This is a genomic window from Pseudonocardia charpentierae (genome assembly GCF_031845345.1).
GTDB classification, from domain to species: domain Bacteria; phylum Actinomycetota; class Actinomycetes; order Mycobacteriales; family Pseudonocardiaceae; genus Pseudonocardia; species Pseudonocardia charpentierae.
The window spans coordinates 24,588-39,753 of record NZ_JAVREJ010000004.1 but is presented as its reverse complement, the minus strand read 5'-3'; the positions used below and the strand labels follow the sequence as shown (position 1 = coordinate 39,753).

Annotated in this window: 18 protein-coding genes, 1 tRNA gene and 1 pseudogene; 11 read left to right on the top strand and 9 right to left on the bottom strand. The window is 71.8% G+C overall.

Annotation, left to right across the window (positions count from 1 at the left end; translation table 11 throughout):
• Positions 1-4 precede the first annotated feature (4 nt).
• Together RM445_RS07865 and RM445_RS07860 are read left to right on the top strand one after the other, a co-directional pair.
• Positions 5-754: a uracil-DNA glycosylase gene (locus RM445_RS07865; RefSeq protein WP_311555471.1), complete on the top strand. Its 750-nt coding sequence runs from the start codon at positions 5-7 to the stop codon at positions 752-754.
• 591 nt (positions 755-1,345) lie between these two features.
• A tRNA-Leu gene (locus RM445_RS07860) sits at positions 1,346-1,419 on the top strand.
• A 279-nt stretch (positions 1,420-1,698) separates the two neighbouring features.
• On the opposite strand, the gene RM445_RS07855 is transcribed toward RM445_RS07860, so the two are convergent.
• The gene (locus tag RM445_RS07855; protein ID WP_311555470.1) at positions 1,699-2,031 is read right to left on the bottom strand and encodes a hypothetical protein; all 333 of its coding nucleotides are present in this window, start codon (positions 2,029-2,031) and stop codon (positions 1,699-1,701) included.
• Between the two features lie 356 nt (positions 2,032-2,387).
• Here RM445_RS07855 and RM445_RS07850 point away from each other — a divergent pair, with 356 nt between their 5' ends.
• Both RM445_RS07850 and RM445_RS07845 read left to right on the top strand, forming a co-directional pair.
• Positions 2,388-3,290: an AEC family transporter gene (locus RM445_RS07850; protein WP_311555469.1), complete on the top strand. Its 903-nt coding sequence runs from the start codon at positions 2,388-2,390 to the stop codon at positions 3,288-3,290.
• Between the two features lie 52 nt (positions 3,291-3,342).
• Positions 3,343-3,651 (top strand): antibiotic biosynthesis monooxygenase, encoded by a 309-nt coding sequence (locus tag RM445_RS07845; protein ID WP_311555468.1) that lies wholly within the window; start codon positions 3,343-3,345, stop codon positions 3,649-3,651.
• A gap of 319 nt (positions 3,652-3,970) precedes the next feature.
• Here the strand turns inward: RM445_RS07845 and RM445_RS07840 are convergent, their stop codons facing one another.
• Positions 3,971-4,201 carry a DUF433 domain-containing protein gene (locus RM445_RS07840; RefSeq protein WP_311555467.1) on the bottom strand — a complete coding sequence of 77 codons (231 nt, stop codon included), beginning with the start codon at positions 4,199-4,201 and terminating at the stop codon, positions 3,971-3,973.
• A gap of 177 nt (positions 4,202-4,378) precedes the next feature.
• On the opposite strand from RM445_RS07840, the gene RM445_RS07835 reads away from it, so the two are divergent.
• The 3 genes from RM445_RS07835 to RM445_RS07825 all read left to right on the top strand — a co-directional run bounded on the left by RM445_RS07835 (position 4,379) and on the right by RM445_RS07825 (position 6,447).
• Positions 4,379-5,146 (top strand): dienelactone hydrolase family protein, encoded by a 768-nt coding sequence (locus tag RM445_RS07835; RefSeq protein WP_311555466.1) that lies wholly within the window; start codon positions 4,379-4,381, stop codon positions 5,144-5,146.
• A 73-nt stretch (positions 5,147-5,219) separates the two neighbouring features.
• Complete coding sequence (locus RM445_RS07830; protein WP_311555465.1) at positions 5,220-5,855, top strand: dihydrofolate reductase family protein; 636 nt, start codon at positions 5,220-5,222, stop codon at positions 5,853-5,855.
• Positions 5,856-5,967: 112 nt separating this feature from the next.
• A complete protein-coding gene (locus tag RM445_RS07825; RefSeq protein WP_311555464.1) occupies positions 5,968-6,447 on the top strand; it encodes an SRPBCC family protein in 480 nt (159 codons plus the stop codon).
• A gap of 3 nt (positions 6,448-6,450) precedes the next feature.
• On the opposite strand, the gene RM445_RS07820 is transcribed toward RM445_RS07825, so the two are convergent.
• Both RM445_RS07820 and RM445_RS07815 read right to left on the bottom strand, forming a co-directional pair.
• The gene (locus RM445_RS07820) at positions 6,451-6,924 is read right to left on the bottom strand and encodes a carboxymuconolactone decarboxylase family protein (protein WP_311555463.1); all 474 of its coding nucleotides are present in this window, start codon (positions 6,922-6,924) and stop codon (positions 6,451-6,453) included.
• A 94-nt stretch (positions 6,925-7,018) separates the two neighbouring features.
• The gene (locus tag RM445_RS07815) at positions 7,019-7,306 is read right to left on the bottom strand and encodes a universal stress protein (protein ID WP_311555746.1); all 288 of its coding nucleotides are present in this window, start codon (positions 7,304-7,306) and stop codon (positions 7,019-7,021) included.
• Positions 7,307-7,548: 242 nt separating this feature from the next.
• On the opposite strand from RM445_RS07815, the pseudogene RM445_RS07810 reads away from it, so the two are divergent.
• The 3 genes and pseudogenes from RM445_RS07810 to RM445_RS07800 all read left to right on the top strand — a co-directional run.
• Positions 7,549-7,662, top strand: a pseudogene (locus RM445_RS07810) (universal stress protein); the annotation flags it as partial.
• Positions 7,663-7,667: 5 nt separating this feature from the next.
• Complete coding sequence (locus RM445_RS07805) at positions 7,668-8,714, top strand: alanine racemase (RefSeq protein WP_311555462.1); 1,047 nt, start codon at positions 7,668-7,670, stop codon at positions 8,712-8,714.
• Between the two features lie 65 nt (positions 8,715-8,779).
• Positions 8,780-9,079 carry a hypothetical protein gene (locus tag RM445_RS07800; protein ID WP_311555461.1) on the top strand — a complete coding sequence of 100 codons (300 nt, stop codon included), beginning with the start codon at positions 8,780-8,782 and terminating at the stop codon, positions 9,077-9,079.
• 5 nt (positions 9,080-9,084) lie between these two features.
• Here the strand turns inward: RM445_RS07800 and RM445_RS07795 are convergent, their stop codons facing one another.
• The 5 genes from RM445_RS07795 to RM445_RS07775 form a co-directional block, all read right to left on the bottom strand.
• On the bottom strand, positions 9,085-9,759 hold the full coding sequence (locus tag RM445_RS07795) for a lysophospholipid acyltransferase family protein (RefSeq protein ID WP_311555745.1): 675 nt from the start codon (positions 9,757-9,759) through the stop codon (positions 9,085-9,087).
• Positions 9,760-9,836: 77 nt separating this feature from the next.
• Complete coding sequence (locus tag RM445_RS07790; protein WP_311555460.1) at positions 9,837-10,733, bottom strand: class I SAM-dependent methyltransferase; 897 nt, start codon at positions 10,731-10,733, stop codon at positions 9,837-9,839.
• 46 nt (positions 10,734-10,779) lie between these two features.
• On the bottom strand, positions 10,780-11,811 hold the full coding sequence (locus RM445_RS07785; protein ID WP_311555459.1) for a CNNM domain-containing protein: 1,032 nt from the start codon (positions 11,809-11,811) through the stop codon (positions 10,780-10,782).
• Positions 11,808-13,169 carry a hemolysin family protein gene (locus RM445_RS07780; RefSeq protein WP_311555458.1) on the bottom strand — a complete coding sequence of 454 codons (1,362 nt, stop codon included), beginning with the start codon at positions 13,167-13,169 and terminating at the stop codon, positions 11,808-11,810. Before RM445_RS07780 ends, RM445_RS07785 begins: the two co-directional genes overlap by 4 nt.
• A 131-nt stretch (positions 13,170-13,300) precedes the next feature.
• Entirely contained in the window at positions 13,301-14,191 is an 891-nt protein-coding gene (locus tag RM445_RS07775; protein ID WP_311555457.1) for a LysR family transcriptional regulator, read from the bottom strand.
• An 83-nt stretch (positions 14,192-14,274) separates the two neighbouring features.
• On the opposite strand from RM445_RS07775, the gene RM445_RS07770 reads away from it, so the two are divergent.
• Positions 14,275-15,162, top strand: a complete 888-nt coding sequence (locus tag RM445_RS07770; protein WP_311555456.1) for an EamA family transporter — start codon at positions 14,275-14,277, stop codon at positions 15,160-15,162.
• The last annotated feature ends 4 nt before the right edge of the window (positions 15,163-15,166 follow it).

Genomic DNA, 15,166 nt, shown 5'->3' with positions numbered 1-15,166 from the left:
TGACGTGGCGACGTTCGCCGACCTCGGCGAGCTCGACGCCGCGCTCGTCGACTGCCGCGCCTGCCCCCGGCTCGTCGCCTGGCGCGAGCAGGTGGCGCGGGAGAAGCGCGCCGCGTACCGGACCGAGGAGTACTGGGGACGCCCCGTACCCGGCATCGGTCCGCCGGACGCGCCGCTGCTGATCGTGGGCCTCGCTCCGGCTGCGCACGGCGGCAACCGCACCGGGCGGATGTTCACCGGCGACCGCAGCGGCGACGTCCTCTACGCCGCGCTCTACGCCGTCGGCCTCGCCAGCCAGCCCACCTCCGTGCGCAAGGGCGACGGCCTGGAGCTGTTCGGCACCCGGATCACGGCGCCGGTGCACTGTGCGCCGCCGGACAACAAGCCCACTCCCGACGAGCGCGACCGCTGCGGCCGTTGGCTGGACGCCGAGCTGGACCTGCTCGCCCCGACCCTGCGCGCCGTCGTCGTCCTCGGCGGGTTCGGGTGGCAGGCGCTCCTGCCGGTGCTGGCCCGCGCGGGCTGGGCGGTGCCTCGACCGCGCCCCCGCTTCGGCCACGGTGCCCGGGTGACGCTCGCCCCGGGCGTGCCGGGGCGCGCTCCGCTGGAGCTGTTCGGCAGCTACCACGTGAGCCAGCAGAACACCTTCACCGGGCGTCTGACGCCCGCGATGCTGGAAGAGGTGCTCGGCGCCGCAGCTCACGCCGCCGGGCTGCCACTACTACAAACTGACGACGCCGCGCACGTTCCGTAACGGTGTGGCGGATCCTTTCGGGCACGGGTGTGACGGCATCGCGCCCGTTCGGCGGAGGGGTCGGCGATGGCGAAGAAAGCGTGTGCGGCGTGTAAGGGCAGCGGGCTTTGCCGCGTATGCAAGGGAAGTGGGAAGAAGGGCAGTTTGATCACCTCGAAGTGCGGCACCTGCAGCGGTACCGGCAACTGCAGTCCTTGCAGAGGTGTCGGCCGGATGTGACGGCCTGAGCCGCCCCCTCAGTCGAGACGGACGTAACGCATGTCACACTGTGTGTGACCGGTCACAGCTCCCCGACACGACCGGAAGGTGGACGAGCACATGGAGACCTGCACGACATGCAACGGTGACGGACGCTGCCTCAGTTGCGGCGGCTCCGGCACCCTCGGGACGTGGATCACCCACCGATGCGACACCTGCAACGGCAGGCGCGTGTGCGGCCGGTGCAACGGCAACGGACAGGTGCAGGGCAGCGGCCGACGGCGCCGTTGAGGTTCGCACGCGGGCGTCGGGATCGTTCCTGCTGACGGTCCCGACGGCTGAGTCGTGCACCGAGCGCGCAAGCGATCGGCGGTCCCTACACTCGCCTCCTCCGCCCCCGTAGCCCAACCGGCAGAGGCAGGCCCCTTAAAAGGGTCCCAGTGTGGGTTCGAACCCCACCGGGGGCACCGCCACGCCAACCCCTGCACAAGCCTCTGACCAGCCTCAATGAGGACCTGACGGGTCCGCGCGGTGATCAAGGCATGTCCGGTTGTGTCCGGTGTACACCCGCGAACGCCAGGTGGCTGCGCCGAATACGCGCCAAAGTTTCAGCCCTCGCCGAGTGCGGCGGCGATCCGGCGTCGGGCCGCGTCCTCCTGGCCGGCGATGCACTTGGCGTGATCTGGAGGAGCACGGCGACGCTGTGGCCGGCCCACTCCGCGACCTGGGTCGAGGGCACCCCGGCGTTAAGCCAGGTCGACACGGCCGCGTGCCGCAGGTCTTAAGACCGGCACGCGAGCGGCGACGCCGTCTCCTCGGCGGTCAGCGCGTCGTCCCGTGCCCGGCGCCAGGTGCGGCAGTAGGTGCTCTCCGCGAGCTGGCCGGCGCCGGCCGCTGTCGGTCCACGAGGCGCCGGCCTCCGGGGTCGAGGACTCCAACAGCAGCTCGCCCCAGCCCTCCGCCGGCAGCGCGAGGTTCGACTTCCGCAGGGTCGCCGCCTCCGCCGGACGTAGGGCCGCGAAGTACATCGACCCGAAGAACGCCACCAGCGACGGCCCGCTTGGCTTCTGCCGACCCACCCGCCGCGAGCGAAGAGCGTGCCTTGCCCCCCGGCACCCGGCCCGGCAGGGTTCCACCCGCGCCGCGACGAGATCACCGCCCAGCACCAGGCGCGCGAGGACAAGAACGGCCGCGCGGACTATGCACGGACGCGGGGAGGGGTCCGCGGCTCCGTCGCAGGTCAAGGCCGGTTGACAGTGGACTGTAAATCCGCTGCCTGACGCAGGCTGTGTTCGGGGGCTTCGGCGCATCCACTCAGCGGAGGACGTTCGACCGTGCGCGGCCGCGCACCTACGCTGATCTCTCCCGGGTCCCGGGTCCCGGGGCGGATCCCACCATCCAGAGCGGTCGCGCTCCGACCGACGAACAGGGCGACATGACCGATACCGTCGTCAAGTTGCTGCCCGCGTTGCTCGGCATCGGTCTCGGCTACCTGTTGCGGCTGCGTGGTGTCGCCGACAACCGCGATGCGGACTTCCTGTTCCGGGTCATCGTGAACATCTTCCTGCCATGTCTGGCGTTCACGGCCCTGTCCAGGGTGACCATCGACCGCAACCTGGCGATCTTCCCCCTGGCCGCGGTAGCGATCATTACGATCGGCTACCTGGTCGGTCGATTGCTTGCGATCAAGGGCCCCTTCCTGCCCACGCAGCAGGCCGTCGCGGTCTGCTGCTGCATGAACGTGAACACCGGCTTCATCCTGCCGTTCGTGCAGGGCCTCTACGGTGCCGACGGCGTGGCCCGGATTGCCGCCTTCGACGCGGTGAACACCACCCTCACCTTCACCTGGACCGCCTACGTCGCGGCCCGCGGCAATCCCCGGCATGCGGGCCGGTCGCTGATGGTCAAACGCTTCGCCACGAGCCCACCGCTCTACGGGATTGCCGCCGGTCTGCTCGTGAGCGCCTTCAGCCTGAGCGTTCCCGTCGCCATAGCCGATCCCGTCGCCAGCATCGGGACGGCGACCGGGATCCTGATGGCAATCGGCGTGGGCATCCGCTTCGAACCGCCCGGCCGAGGCGTGGGCAAGGCGGCTCTGATCTACGCCGGGCGGCTCACGTCGGCCATGGGCGTCGCCCTTGCGATCGTCCTGATCTTCGGCCTCACCGGTGCCGACCGGACGGTCATGCTGCTGATGGGCATCGCGCCGACCCCGTTCTTCATCGTCGCCTTCGCCACGATGGAACGTCTCGACGTCCGGCTCACGGTGAACACCCTGTCCCTGTCCATGCTGACGAGCCTTCCCCTCGCCCTGGTTGTCATCTTCCTGACGACCTGACACCCGCGACGCCGACCGCATAGTCGGCTGCTCGCCAGGAAGGAGGTGCGCCATGTCTGAGGTCGTGACAATGGTGTCCGCCCACCTCGCACCCGAACGGGTCGCGGAGGTCATCGAAGCCTTCGGCCATGCCGTACGCGCAGGGATGCCCGAACGCCGGCACACATCCCTATTCCGGGGCGAGGACAACCTTGTACGGATCGTGACCGTGTGGCGCAGCCGGGAGGACCTCGAGCGGTACCTGTCATGTGTCGACCGGCGCAGAGGCTTCGCTGTCGCCCTGCTGGAGGGCGCAGGAGGCACACCTGTGGTCGACGTCTTGGAGCTCGTCATGGACAGCAACACCCCCTGGTGGCCCTAAATTGGGCTTCTTCTCATGTGCGCCGCGCGATCCGCGCCGAATGCGTGCCGAACTCAGACGTGCGGGATGAGCTGCCCTGTCTCCCACGCAGGTCAGAGCAGGTTTCCGATGCTCCTCGCGGTTCCCCTTAAAGGGTCCCAGTGTGGGTTCGAACCCCACCGGGGGCACCGTCCGAAGGTTCAGGCATCGGAGCCGCCGAGCATCGCATCGGTCCGCGCGAGGACGAGAACACCGTCGGGTCGTCAGCCGACCCCGTCCCAGCCGTCCTTGGCCAGGACGTCGACGAGCCGCGGCGACAGGTTGTTGTCCAGCAGCAGCCTCACGCCGACGGGCGCAGCGGCAGCCGACGCTCCCGGACGGTCTCCGCGGCGTAGTGCAGGGCCTCGGTGACGTCGGCGGGGGACAGTTCGGGCAGGTCGGCGCAGATCTCGTCGACGGTCATGCCGTCCGCGACCATGGACACCACCGTCGCCACGGGTATCCGCAGGCCGCGGATCGTCGGGACACCGCCCATCAGGTCGGGGTCCACCGTGATCCGGTCGAACGTCACGCGCCGAGGGTAAGCGGGCGGGTCGAGAACCCCAGCACGAAGACGCGCCGAATAGCGCCGAAGTTCGGATCGCCGAGGTGGCGGCAGCGGGTATGCGCAGTTCAAGATCACAGGCGGGTGTTCCGCCGACGACGAACATCGACCCGCCCGGGCTCGACGATCACTACGGTCCGGTTCATGACGACGGTCACGACGCGCTCCGTTGAGTACCCGGCCGACGGCCTGACGATGGTCGGGCACCTCGCCCTTCCCTCCGGCATCGACAGGCGGCCCGCGGTCCTGATCGGACCGGAGGGAATCGGGCTCGACGACGTCGATCGCCGCCGGGCCGAGGCGCTCGCCGGGCTCGGATACGTGGCGTTGGCCTTCGACATCCACGGCGGGCGACAGTTGACCGACCCCGAGGAGATGTTGGCCCGCTGCATGCCGCTGCTCGCCGACCACGACCGGATGCGGGCCATCGGCCACGCTGCGCTCGACGTGCTGCGCGCCGAGCCCCGGACCGATCCGGACCAGATCGCCGGCATCGGCTACGGCACCGGAGGGGGGATCCTGTTGGAGCTTGGACGCGACGGGGCCGACCTGCGCGCGATCGGCACCGTCAACGCGCTGATGACCGGACGACCGGGCGAGGCGGCGCGCATCCGCTGCCCGGTCTGGGCCGGGGTCGGGTCGGAAGACCCGATTCAGCCGGCGGCGCAACGGGAGGCGTTCGCCGCCGAGATGCAAGCTGCCGGCGTCGACTGGCGCCTCGTGACCTACGGCGGCGCCCTGCACGCCTTCCACCACCCCGGCGCGACGTCCGACAAGACCCTGCTCCCCGGCGTCGGCTACCACCCGCGGCACGCGCAGCGGGCCTGGAACGACATCGTCAACCTCCTCGCGGAGTCCGTGCCGCTCGGCGAGACGATCGAGACTGGGGGAGCGGGAACGGTGTCCAGGTGATCGTCAGCGATGAATCCGGCCGTCTTCGTCGGTCTTCCCACGGGACACCTAAGCGATCGCTCGAGGAGGCAGCATGCCCCGAACCCGGGTGCACAACCTGAACATCTCGCTCGACGGCTACGCCGCCGGCGAGCACGTGACCGTCGACGCCCCGATCGGCGGTGCCGAGCGGCTCTTCGCAGGGTTCGACGGGCGCTTCATCCACGGGATCGACAAGGTGGATGCCGCTGTCACGCTGGACCGCGCCCTGACCAGCATGTGGGGCCAGGGGATCGGCGCCGAGATCATGGGACGTCGCAAGTTCGGCCCGCAGGTCGGCGACTGGCCCGACGACGGATGGCGGGGTTGGTGGGGCGACGAGCCACCCTTCCGCACACCCGTGTTCGTCATGACCCACCACCCACGGCCCCCGATCGACTTCCCCAACGGGACGAGCTTCCGCTTCGTCGACGGGTCACCACACGAGGTGCTCCGCCTGGCGCAGGAGGCTGCCGACGGTCGCGACGTGCGCCTCGGCGGGGGACCTTCGACGGTCCGCCAGTTCCTCCAGGCCGACCTGGTCGACTTCATGCACCTGGTGATCGTGCCCATCACCCTGGGGCGGGGTGTGTCCCTGTGGGAAGGAGCAGACGGCATCCAAGACCGCTTCACCGTCGAGTCGGTCGCCTCGCCGAGTGGTCTCGTCCATCAGTTCTGGAACAAGAACTGACCCTGCGCACGACAGACGACGCCGTCTTTGTCGCGGCCGGAAGGGCACTGTCCAACCAACAGTCCCCGTCGACGCGCAGATGAATTCCGAACGCTGCGGCAGTCACCACTGCATGACCGATGAATCCCTGAAGGTGAGCACCACGATCACCGCTCCGGCCGAGGCCGTCTTCGCCGTCCTGTCCGATCCGGTGAACCACCCCGCCATCGACGGCACGGGCTGGGTCACCAAGGCGCTCGACACCGCGCCGCTCACCAGCGCCGGGCAGACGTTCCGGATGGCGATGTACCACGCCAACCACCCGGACGGCAGCTACGAGATGATCAACCGGGTGGAGGTGCTCGATCCGCCCCACGCGATCGCCTGGGAACCGGGCCAGGACGCCGAGGGCGACGGAAACCTGCAGTTCGGCGGCTGGATCTGGCGCTACGACCTGGCTCCCGCCGGACCGGGTGGTACCGAGGTCACGCTCACCTACGACTGGTCGGCCGTACCGGCGCACGTACGGGAGTACATCCAGTTCCCGCCGTTCCCCGTCGAGCACCTCACGAACTCGCTGCACCACCTGGCCGAGCTGGCCGCCAGCGCGTAGCCGTCATCCGAATTGGCCGGCCCGGTAGCCGCCTGCGGGCTGCCGCACCATGACGTTCATGCGGTTGAAGGCGTTGATGAGGGCGATCGTGGCCACCAGGGCGGCGAGCTCCTCCTCGTCGTAGTACTTGGCGGCGTTCAGCCATGCCTCGTCGCTGACGCCGCCTGCTGCGTCGGCGATGCGGGTGCCCTGTTCCGCCAGCTCCAGAGCCGCGCGCTCGGCGTCGGTGAACACCATGGCCTCCCGCCAGGCTGCGACCAGGTTGAGGCGCACCGACGTCTCGCCGGCGTGGGCGGCGTCCTTGGTGTGCATGTCGGTGCAGAAACCGCAGCCGTTGATCTGGCTGGCGCGGATCTTCACCAGGTCCTGCGTCGCGACCGGCAGCGTCGACTCCGAGACCGCCTTCCCTGCGGCGATGACGTGCTTCAGGAGCTTGGCGGCGACCGGGCTGTCGAAGAGGTTCAAGCGGGCATCCATGGTGGGCTCCTCCGTCGTCGGTGTGCTTGCACCTCCTTGACGAAACAGCTCGCCGGGATGTGACACGTCGCCCGGGACGTGCCCACCCGCTTGGTCACCGGGTGGGCGGCGGTCCACCTTCCGGTTGTGCCTCCGCCACCGGACGGGAGTCGTCGTCGGTGGTCGCCCCGCCCGGGTGCTGGGCGAACAGGCGCTCCTCGTCCAGCGCGGAGGTCTGCACGACGAGGACGTCGCACACCGCGTTGCGCACGACACCGGCCGGAACCGAGCCCAGGAGCTGGCCCTCGCTCGCGCCCAACCCGCGGTTGCCGACGACGATGAGCTTCGCCGGGTTCGAGCCGACGGCGTCGAGAAGGGCCTGCGCCGGATCCCCGCGGACCAGCCGCTGATCGATCGAAGAGCCTCAGCAGCGCCGATACGTCGACACTCGAAGAGCGCTCATGCCGCCTGCAGGCAGTGTCAGCGTGTCGGAGCGGTACGTGCCCGACGAGAGCCAACGCACCGCGGACGAGCTGATCCAGGTCATCAAGGAGGAGCTCGGCGAGGAGCCTCCGGTGCTCGTCCAGCCCCGCGTGATGCAGGGCAGACCGGCGAAGGTGCTCATCGAGGAGTCGGCGAAACGCGGACCTGCTCGTGGTCGGCAAGCGCGGCCACGGCGGCTTCGCGGGACTGGTGCTCGGCTCGGTCAGCCAGCACGTCGCCGCCTACGCGAAGTGCTCGGTGGCCGTGGTGCGATAGCGCCCATGCGCGACACCCCCTACCTGGCCGTCGACCTGGCGATCCTCGATCGCAACCTCACGGAGATGGCCCGGTCCGCCCAGGCCCGCGGGTTGGCGCTGCGGCCGCACGCGAAGACCCACAAGTGCGTGCAGATCGCCCGCCGGCAGGTGGCGCTGTCGGGCGGCGGTCTCACCCTGGCGACCGTCGCCGAGGCGGAGGTGTTCGCCGACGCCGGCTTCGACGACGTGTTCCTCGCCTATCCGGTCGTGGCCTCCGGGCCGCGGGCACGGCGGCTCCGGGATCTGGCGGAGCGGGTGACGCTGCGGGTCGGTGTCGACTCCTCGGAGGGTGCCGAGCTGCTGGCCGCGGCCGTTCCGGGGCTCGAGGTGCTCGTCGAGGTCGACAGCGGACACCACCGCACCGGCGTGGTGCCCGACCGTGCGGGCGAGGTCGCCGCGTCGGCGCGTGCGCTGGGACTGCAAGTCGCGGGGGTGTTCACGTTCCCGGGACACTCCTACGCGCCAGGAGAGCGGAAGAGTGCCGCCGCGGACGAGACGCTCGCCCTGTCCGTCGCGGCGTCGGCGCTGCGCGCGGTGGACATCGAGCCGCGGATCCGCAGCGGGGGGTCGACGCCGACCGCTGCGCTGTCCGACGGTGAGGTGCTCACCGAGCTGCGCCCCGGCGTCTACGTCTTCCAGGACGCCCAGCAGGCCGAGCTGGGCAGTACGGACCTCGCGGACGTCGCGCTCACCGCCGTCGCCTCGGTGGTGAGCAGAGGACGCGACCGGGCCGTACTCGACTCCGGGAGCAAGGTACTCGCCGCCGACCGCGCGGCCTGGGCCACGGGTCACGGGCGGCTCCCCGACTTTCCCGACGCCCGGGTCGTCGCCCTGTCCGAGCACCACGCGACGGTGACGTTCGCCGGCCCCGCACCCGCGGTGGGGGAGCGGGTCCGGGTGGCGCCCAACCACGTGTGCACCGCGGTCAACCTCGCCGACGAACTCGTGGTCGTCGACGGCGGCGTCGAGGTCGACCGGTGGCGGGTCGCGGCGCGTGGCGCAAATACGTAGAACCCGACCCTTGTCGGGCTCTTCTCCTGGCGGTTCACTGGGCGGCCCACCGCCCGGAGGTCGCCGTGACCTATGCCCACATCTTCGACATTCCTGGACCGGTCGAGCTGTATCAGGCCGCACATGCGGAGTTCGCCAAGTACCCGACCGACGACATGCTCCTGCACGTGGCCCGGTCGACGGGTGATGGTGTCGAGGTGGTCGAGGTGTGGACGTCGAGGGAGGCGTTCCACGACTGGATGGGCACCAGGGGTGTCGCAGCACTGGGTGCGATCGCAGCCGCGGGGTGGACGTTCCCGGAGGTGACCGCCACCCCGTTCGATCCGACGGGGCTGATCCTGCCGACGGCCGGTATCGCCGTCTGAGTGCGTCAGGCGGCGTCGCGGCCCGGCAAGGGGTGGTAGCGGTCGACGTACTCCTGGCCCGACATCGACACGATCGCGTCCATCACCTCGTCCGTGACGGCCCGCCGGATCGCCGCCGAGCCCTCCAGGCCCTCATAGCGGGAGAAGTCGAGGGGCCGCCCGAAGCGGATCTGCACGGGCGCGAGGCGGGGCAGCCGCGCCCCGACCGGCTGGACGCGGTGGGTGCCGACCAAGGCGACGGGAACGACCGTGGCCCCCGTGGCCAGCGCGAGCGATGCGACGCCCGTGTGCCCGCGATGCAGGCGCCCGTCGCGTGATCGCGTGCCCTCGGGGTAGATCGCGAAGACGCCGCCGCGGTCCAGCACCCGGCGGGCGGCGTCGAGAGCGGCCAGCCCGGCCTTCGCGTGATCGCGGTCCACCGGGATGTAGCCGAGCGCGGTGAGGAAGCGTGCGCTGAGCCGACGCCGCAGGCCGGAGCCGGTGAAGTACTCGGCCTTGCCGAGGAACGCGACCGGCCGCGGGGTCACGATCGCCAGGAGCGCGGTGTCGACGGCCGCGCGGTGGTTCGCCGCGAGGAGCACCGGGCCACGGCGGGGGATGCGGTGCGTTCCGCTCACCGTCGGCCGGAAGATCAATCGCGCCAGGGGAGCCAGCACCCATCGCACGAACCGCTGCACCAGCCACCTCCGGGTCGAATGCCCTCAGTCTCGCAAAAGGGACGGCACCCGCGCGGCGTCCGGACGTGTCCGGTTTCTGCCTAACCCGGCCGGATCGCGGTGACGAGCCAGGCGGCTGAGCCGAAGGTGACGCCGTCCGGGCCCTCGTGCGCGCGCATCGTGTCGAGCAGCGCCCCGCGGGCCTCGGCGGCGTCGCGGCCGTCGAGCAGCCAGCCGAGGAGGTCGGCCATGACGTCGCAGGCGGCGACGGGGTCGCCGCCGAACTGCGCGGGTTCACGGACGTCGGTGAGCTGCACGTCCGCATATCCGGCGCCACCGAGCAGGGCCCGCACGGCGTCCGGGTCGGCGAGCGCGAACGGGCTCGGCACACCGGGTGGCGGACCGCCCATCGGTTGCCCTGCCAGGGCGGCGGTGACCTCGACGAACCACTCGTTGCGCGACGGAGCCTGCCAGGTCAGCAGGGCGAGACGGCCGCCGGGAGCCGTGGCGCGGGCGAGGTTCGCGAAGGCGGCGGGCGCGTCGCCGAAGAACGACGCGCCGGTCCGGCTGACCACGACGTCGACGCCGGCCGTCGGGAACGGGTGCACCTGGGCGTCGGCCCGCAGGAACGAGGCGTTCCCGAGACCGGCGGCACGGGTGTGGGCGACCTCGACCATCGCGGCGGAGAGGTCGACCCCGACGACCAGCCCTGGCGCGGCGCGGCGGGCGGCCTTCCGGGTGAGCGAGCCGGTGCCGCAGCCGATGTCGAGAACGCGCGCACCGGGACCGATGCCGGCGGCGTCGAGCAGCGCGGCGTCGTAGCGCGCGGGCATCTGCTCCAGCAGATCGGCGTGGGCGGCCCAGAGGCCACCCTCGGTGCCGTCCCAGGCGCGCTCCTGCGCGGCGTTCGTGGGGTCGACCTGGCCGTCCACTGTGCCCCCTGTTCGGAACGAGCGGCCCTTGTCGGAGCAGTTCGGCGCCGCAGCGATGTCGGTCAACTCACCTCGATCAGCATGTCGGCGCCGAGCTGCCCCGAGTCGGAACCTATCGGACGACCGGGCCGCTCGTCGCGGGTTCCGGGAGCAGCCGGTCGAGCAGGTCCTGCATGGTGACCACGCCGACCAGTTCGCTGCCGTCGCGGACCAGCGTCAGGTGGCTGCGCCGCTCGCGCATGGTGCGGAGCGCGGCGTAGGCCGGCTCGTCGGCGGACAGGGTCAGCACGGGATGCATGAGGCTGCGGGCCCGGGTGTCGGCCGGGGCGGCGAGGGCGTCGCGCACGTGCACCACGCCGACGAGCTGCTCGCCGTCGCGCACCACCAGCCGCAGGTGCCCGGTCCGCCGCGTGAGCTCGCGGATCTCCCCGGCGCCCGCATCAGCGCCCACCGTGCTGACCGCAGCGTGCGGACGGACCAGGGTGCCGAGCGTCGCGGTGTCCAGCTCCAGGGCCGTGACCAACCGGTCGTGCCGCTCGCGGTCCAGCGTGCCGGTCTCGGCCGAGTGCGCGACCAGTTCGCGCAGGTCGTCCGGGTTGTGGCCCGCGGCCAGCTCGTCGACCGGCTCCACGCCCACCCGGCGCAAGCAGACGTTCGCCAGCGCGTTCAGCGCGACGAGGATCGGCCGGGTGACGGTCATGAACGCCCGCATGGGCAGTGCAAGCAGGATCGCGGAGCGCTCCGGGTGCGCGATCGCCCACGACTTCGGGGCCATCTCGCCGATCACCAGGTGCACGAACGTCACCACGACCAGCGCCACGACGAAGGCGACGACGTCCGCGGTGACCTCGGGCAGGCCCCAGGTGGTGAACACCGGCAGCAGCAGGTCGTGCACCGCGGGCTTCGCCACGGCACCCAACCCGAGCGTGCAGAGCGTGATGCCCAGCTGGGAGCCGGCGAGCAGCAGCGAGATGTCGCGGGCGCTGCGCAGCGCGGCACGGGCGGCGGCGCTGGTCTCCGCCGCCTCCTCCAGCCGGTAGCGCCGGGCCGCGACCAGGGCGAACTCGACGGCGACGAAGAACGCGCTCAGTGCGACGAGGGCGACCGCGATCGCGATCGCGACGGCGGGGGACAGGCCCGTCACGACGCCACCTCCGCAGGTGTGGCGGTGCGCCGGCGGACCTCGACGGCCCCCGGCACGCGGTGGTCGACGGAGCGGACCGTGAGCACGAGCTCGTCCACGGTACCGTCGTCATCGAGCAGACGCGGCAGGACCAGGGTGACGACGTCGTCGCGCTCGGGCAGCCGGCCCAGCTCGTTGATGATCAGGCCGCCGACGGTCTGGTAGTCGCCCTCGGGCAGGTCGAGATCCACCAGCCGCTCGACTTCCTGGATGCTCAGCGAACCCGGCACCGTCCACGCGTCGGCGCTGCGCCGCAGCTGATCGGTGCCCTCGGGGTCGTGCTCGTCGGTGATCTCGCCGACCAGCTCCTCGGCGATGTCCTCGACCGTGAGCACGCCGGCGAACCCGCCGTACTCGTCGACGACGACTGCGAGCTCGTCGTCCGCCGCGCGCAGCGCCTCCAGCACGGCGGGCAGGTGCAGCGAGTCGGGGACGACGACGGGCCGTCGCGCGATGTCGCGCACCGACACCGTGTCCCACCGCTGCTCGGGCAGCGCGAGGACGTCGCGCAGGCAGACCACGCCGACGACGTCGTCCGCGCCGTCGGCCAGCACCGGGTAGCGGGAGTGGCCCGCGGCCATGCTCCCGACCAGCTCGCCGACGGTCGCGTCGGCGGCCGCCGTCGCCACCCGCGGGCGCGGGATCATCGCGGCGCGGGCCGGCCGGTCTTCGAACTCCAGCACCCGGTCGAGCACCGCGGACAGGTCCGGGCGCAGGTCGCCGCGCTGCCGGGACTCGTCGATGATCGCGCCGAGGTCGCGCGGCGTCGCCGAGTGCTCGACGTCGTGGACCGGCTCGATCCGCAGGATCCGCAGCAACAGGTTCGACGAGGCGTCGAACAGCCGCACCAGCCACCCGAACACCGTCAGGTAGGTCGAGGTGGACAGCGCGAGGGCGCGGGCGACGGGCTCGGGGCGGGCGATCGCGAGGTTCTTCGGGAACAGCTCGCCGAAGACCATCTGGACGACGGTGGCGAACAGGAGAGCCACCACTGTGCCGATCGCCACGCCGGCCCCGGACGGGATGCCGACACCGCCGAGCAGCTCGCCGAGGCCCGCGCCGATCAGGGGTTCGGCGACGTAACCGACGACCAGACCGGTGACGGTGATGCCGAGCTGGGCGCCCGACAGCATGAACGAGGTGCGGTCGGTGATGTCGAGGGCGCGGCGGGCGCCGGCGTCACCGGCGCCGGCCCGGGCACGCAATCGGGCCCGGTCGACGGCCATGTAGCCGAACTCCTGGGCCACGAACCAGCCGGTCAGCGCGGTGATGGCCAACACGACGACGGCGCCGAGGAGGATGTCGAGAGCGGCACTCACCGGGGGGACACCCACCCCGTCCGGTCAGCGTCGTGGGGTGGGTCGTCGGTACTCGGGGGGTCGTCCATGGTCCTCAGTGCTCGTGGGTCGCCACGGTGCGGGCGATTCCTCCTCTTCCACAGATACCACAGTCACGGGCTCACCTGCCCTGCGAGAAGATCGACGACCAGCGCCAGTGGAGGCCAGACCACCCGTCCGGAGCGGACGACGGCGTACGCGCGCAGACGGACGTCGGGGTCGGTCAGGGGCAGCACCCGCACCCCGGGGGCGACCGGCCGGTCGAGCGGGAGCAGCCCGACACCGAGCCCGGCGACGATCAGGTCCTCCACGAGGTCGAGGCTGTCGGCGCGGTGGACGACGCGCGGCGCGAACCCGGCCATCGACGCGAGGATGCGGACGACGTCCTCGTCGGCGGTGTTGCGCGAGTTCACGATCCAGTCGGCATCGTGCTGCCCGGCGAACACGGCGACGGCATTGCCGGCGCCGCCGGGAGCGGCCGCCGCAACCGCGAGGCCCCAGGGCGCCGACCACAGCGGGGTCGCCTCGACGGTGCGGTCGAGCGCCGCCGGTGCGAGCGTGTAGTCGTAGACCAGCGCGAGATCGACCGTGTCGCGCGCGAGCAGCCCGAGGGCCTCGAGCGGCTCGTGTTCGGCGATCTGCAGGTGCACCGCCGGGTGCGTCGTCGCGAGGCGGGCGACGGCGGGCAGCAGCGAGCGGCGGATCGCCGTGGCGAACCCGGCGGTGCGCAGGGTGCCGGCCGGTTGAGCGGCCGGGTCGAGATCGAGGCGGGCCGCGTCGACCGCTGCGAGGATCGTCACCGCGTGCTCGGCTAGGCGGCGCCCGGCCGGGGTCAGCCGCACCCGCCGGCCGACCGGTTCGACGAGGGACGTGCCGACCTCGGCGGCGAGGGCCGTGATCTGCTGGGAGACGGTCGACGTGGTGACCTCCATCTCGTCCGCGACCGCGCGCATCGACCCGAGCCGCGACAGCTCGAGGAGGAGCTGCAGGCGACGGGTCTCCATCACCGGATCGTTCAGGATCAACGAACGATTTGTCCAGCATCACCACGTGGACGCGAACGGTGGCCGGCGCGTCCAATGGTCGGGTGACCTCGACGACCCCTCCCGTGCCGGCCCGGACCGCGCGCTCCGGAGCGGCGCTGGCCGGCGGCGCCATGCTCTGCGTACAGCTCGGGCTCGCGGCGTCGGTCGGGCTGTTCGACCGCATCGGGCCGGAGGGCGCGGCGTGGCTGCGCCTTGCCTGGGCGGCCGTCCTGCTGGTGATCCTCGTCCGGCCCCGTCCGTCGGCCTTCACCCGGACCGGCCTGCTGGCCTGCGTCGCGCTCGGGATCGTGACGGCCGGGCTCACCCTGTTCTTCATGGCGGCGGTCGCGCGGCTGCCGCTGGGTACGGCCAGCGCGCTGGAGTTCCTGGGTCCGCTGGGCGTCGCGGTGGTCCGCGGCGGCCGCCGGCGGCTGCAGTGGCCGGCGCTGGCCGCCGTCGGGGTCGTGCTCCTCACCGAGCCCTGGCACGGCGGCGCCGATCCCGTCGGAGTCGCCTTCGCGCTGGCTGCGGCCGTCTGCTGGGCGGCCTACATCCTGCTGACCCAGCGGGTGGGGGACGAGGTCGCCGGCCTGCGCGGCCTCGCCGTCTCGATGCCGGTCGCCGCGCTGGCCGCCACCGTGGTGGTCGGCCCGTCCGTGCTCGGGATGCTCACCCCGGAGCTGGTGCTGGTCGGTCTCGGCCTCGCGGTGCTGTTGCCCGTCGTCCCGTTCAGCCTCGAGCTGCTCGCCCTGCGCCGGCTCACTACCGCGGCGTTCGGGACGCTGATGAGCCTCGAGCCCGCGGTCGCGCTGGTGGTGGGCCTGGTCGCGCTGCACCAGGTCCCCGGGCCCGCGGCGGTCGCCGGCATCGCGTTCGTCATCGCCGCGGGTGTCGGCGCCGAACGCACCGGGAGGCGTACGGCGCCGTCGGGGCTCCCCGTGGCCCAGTAGGCGG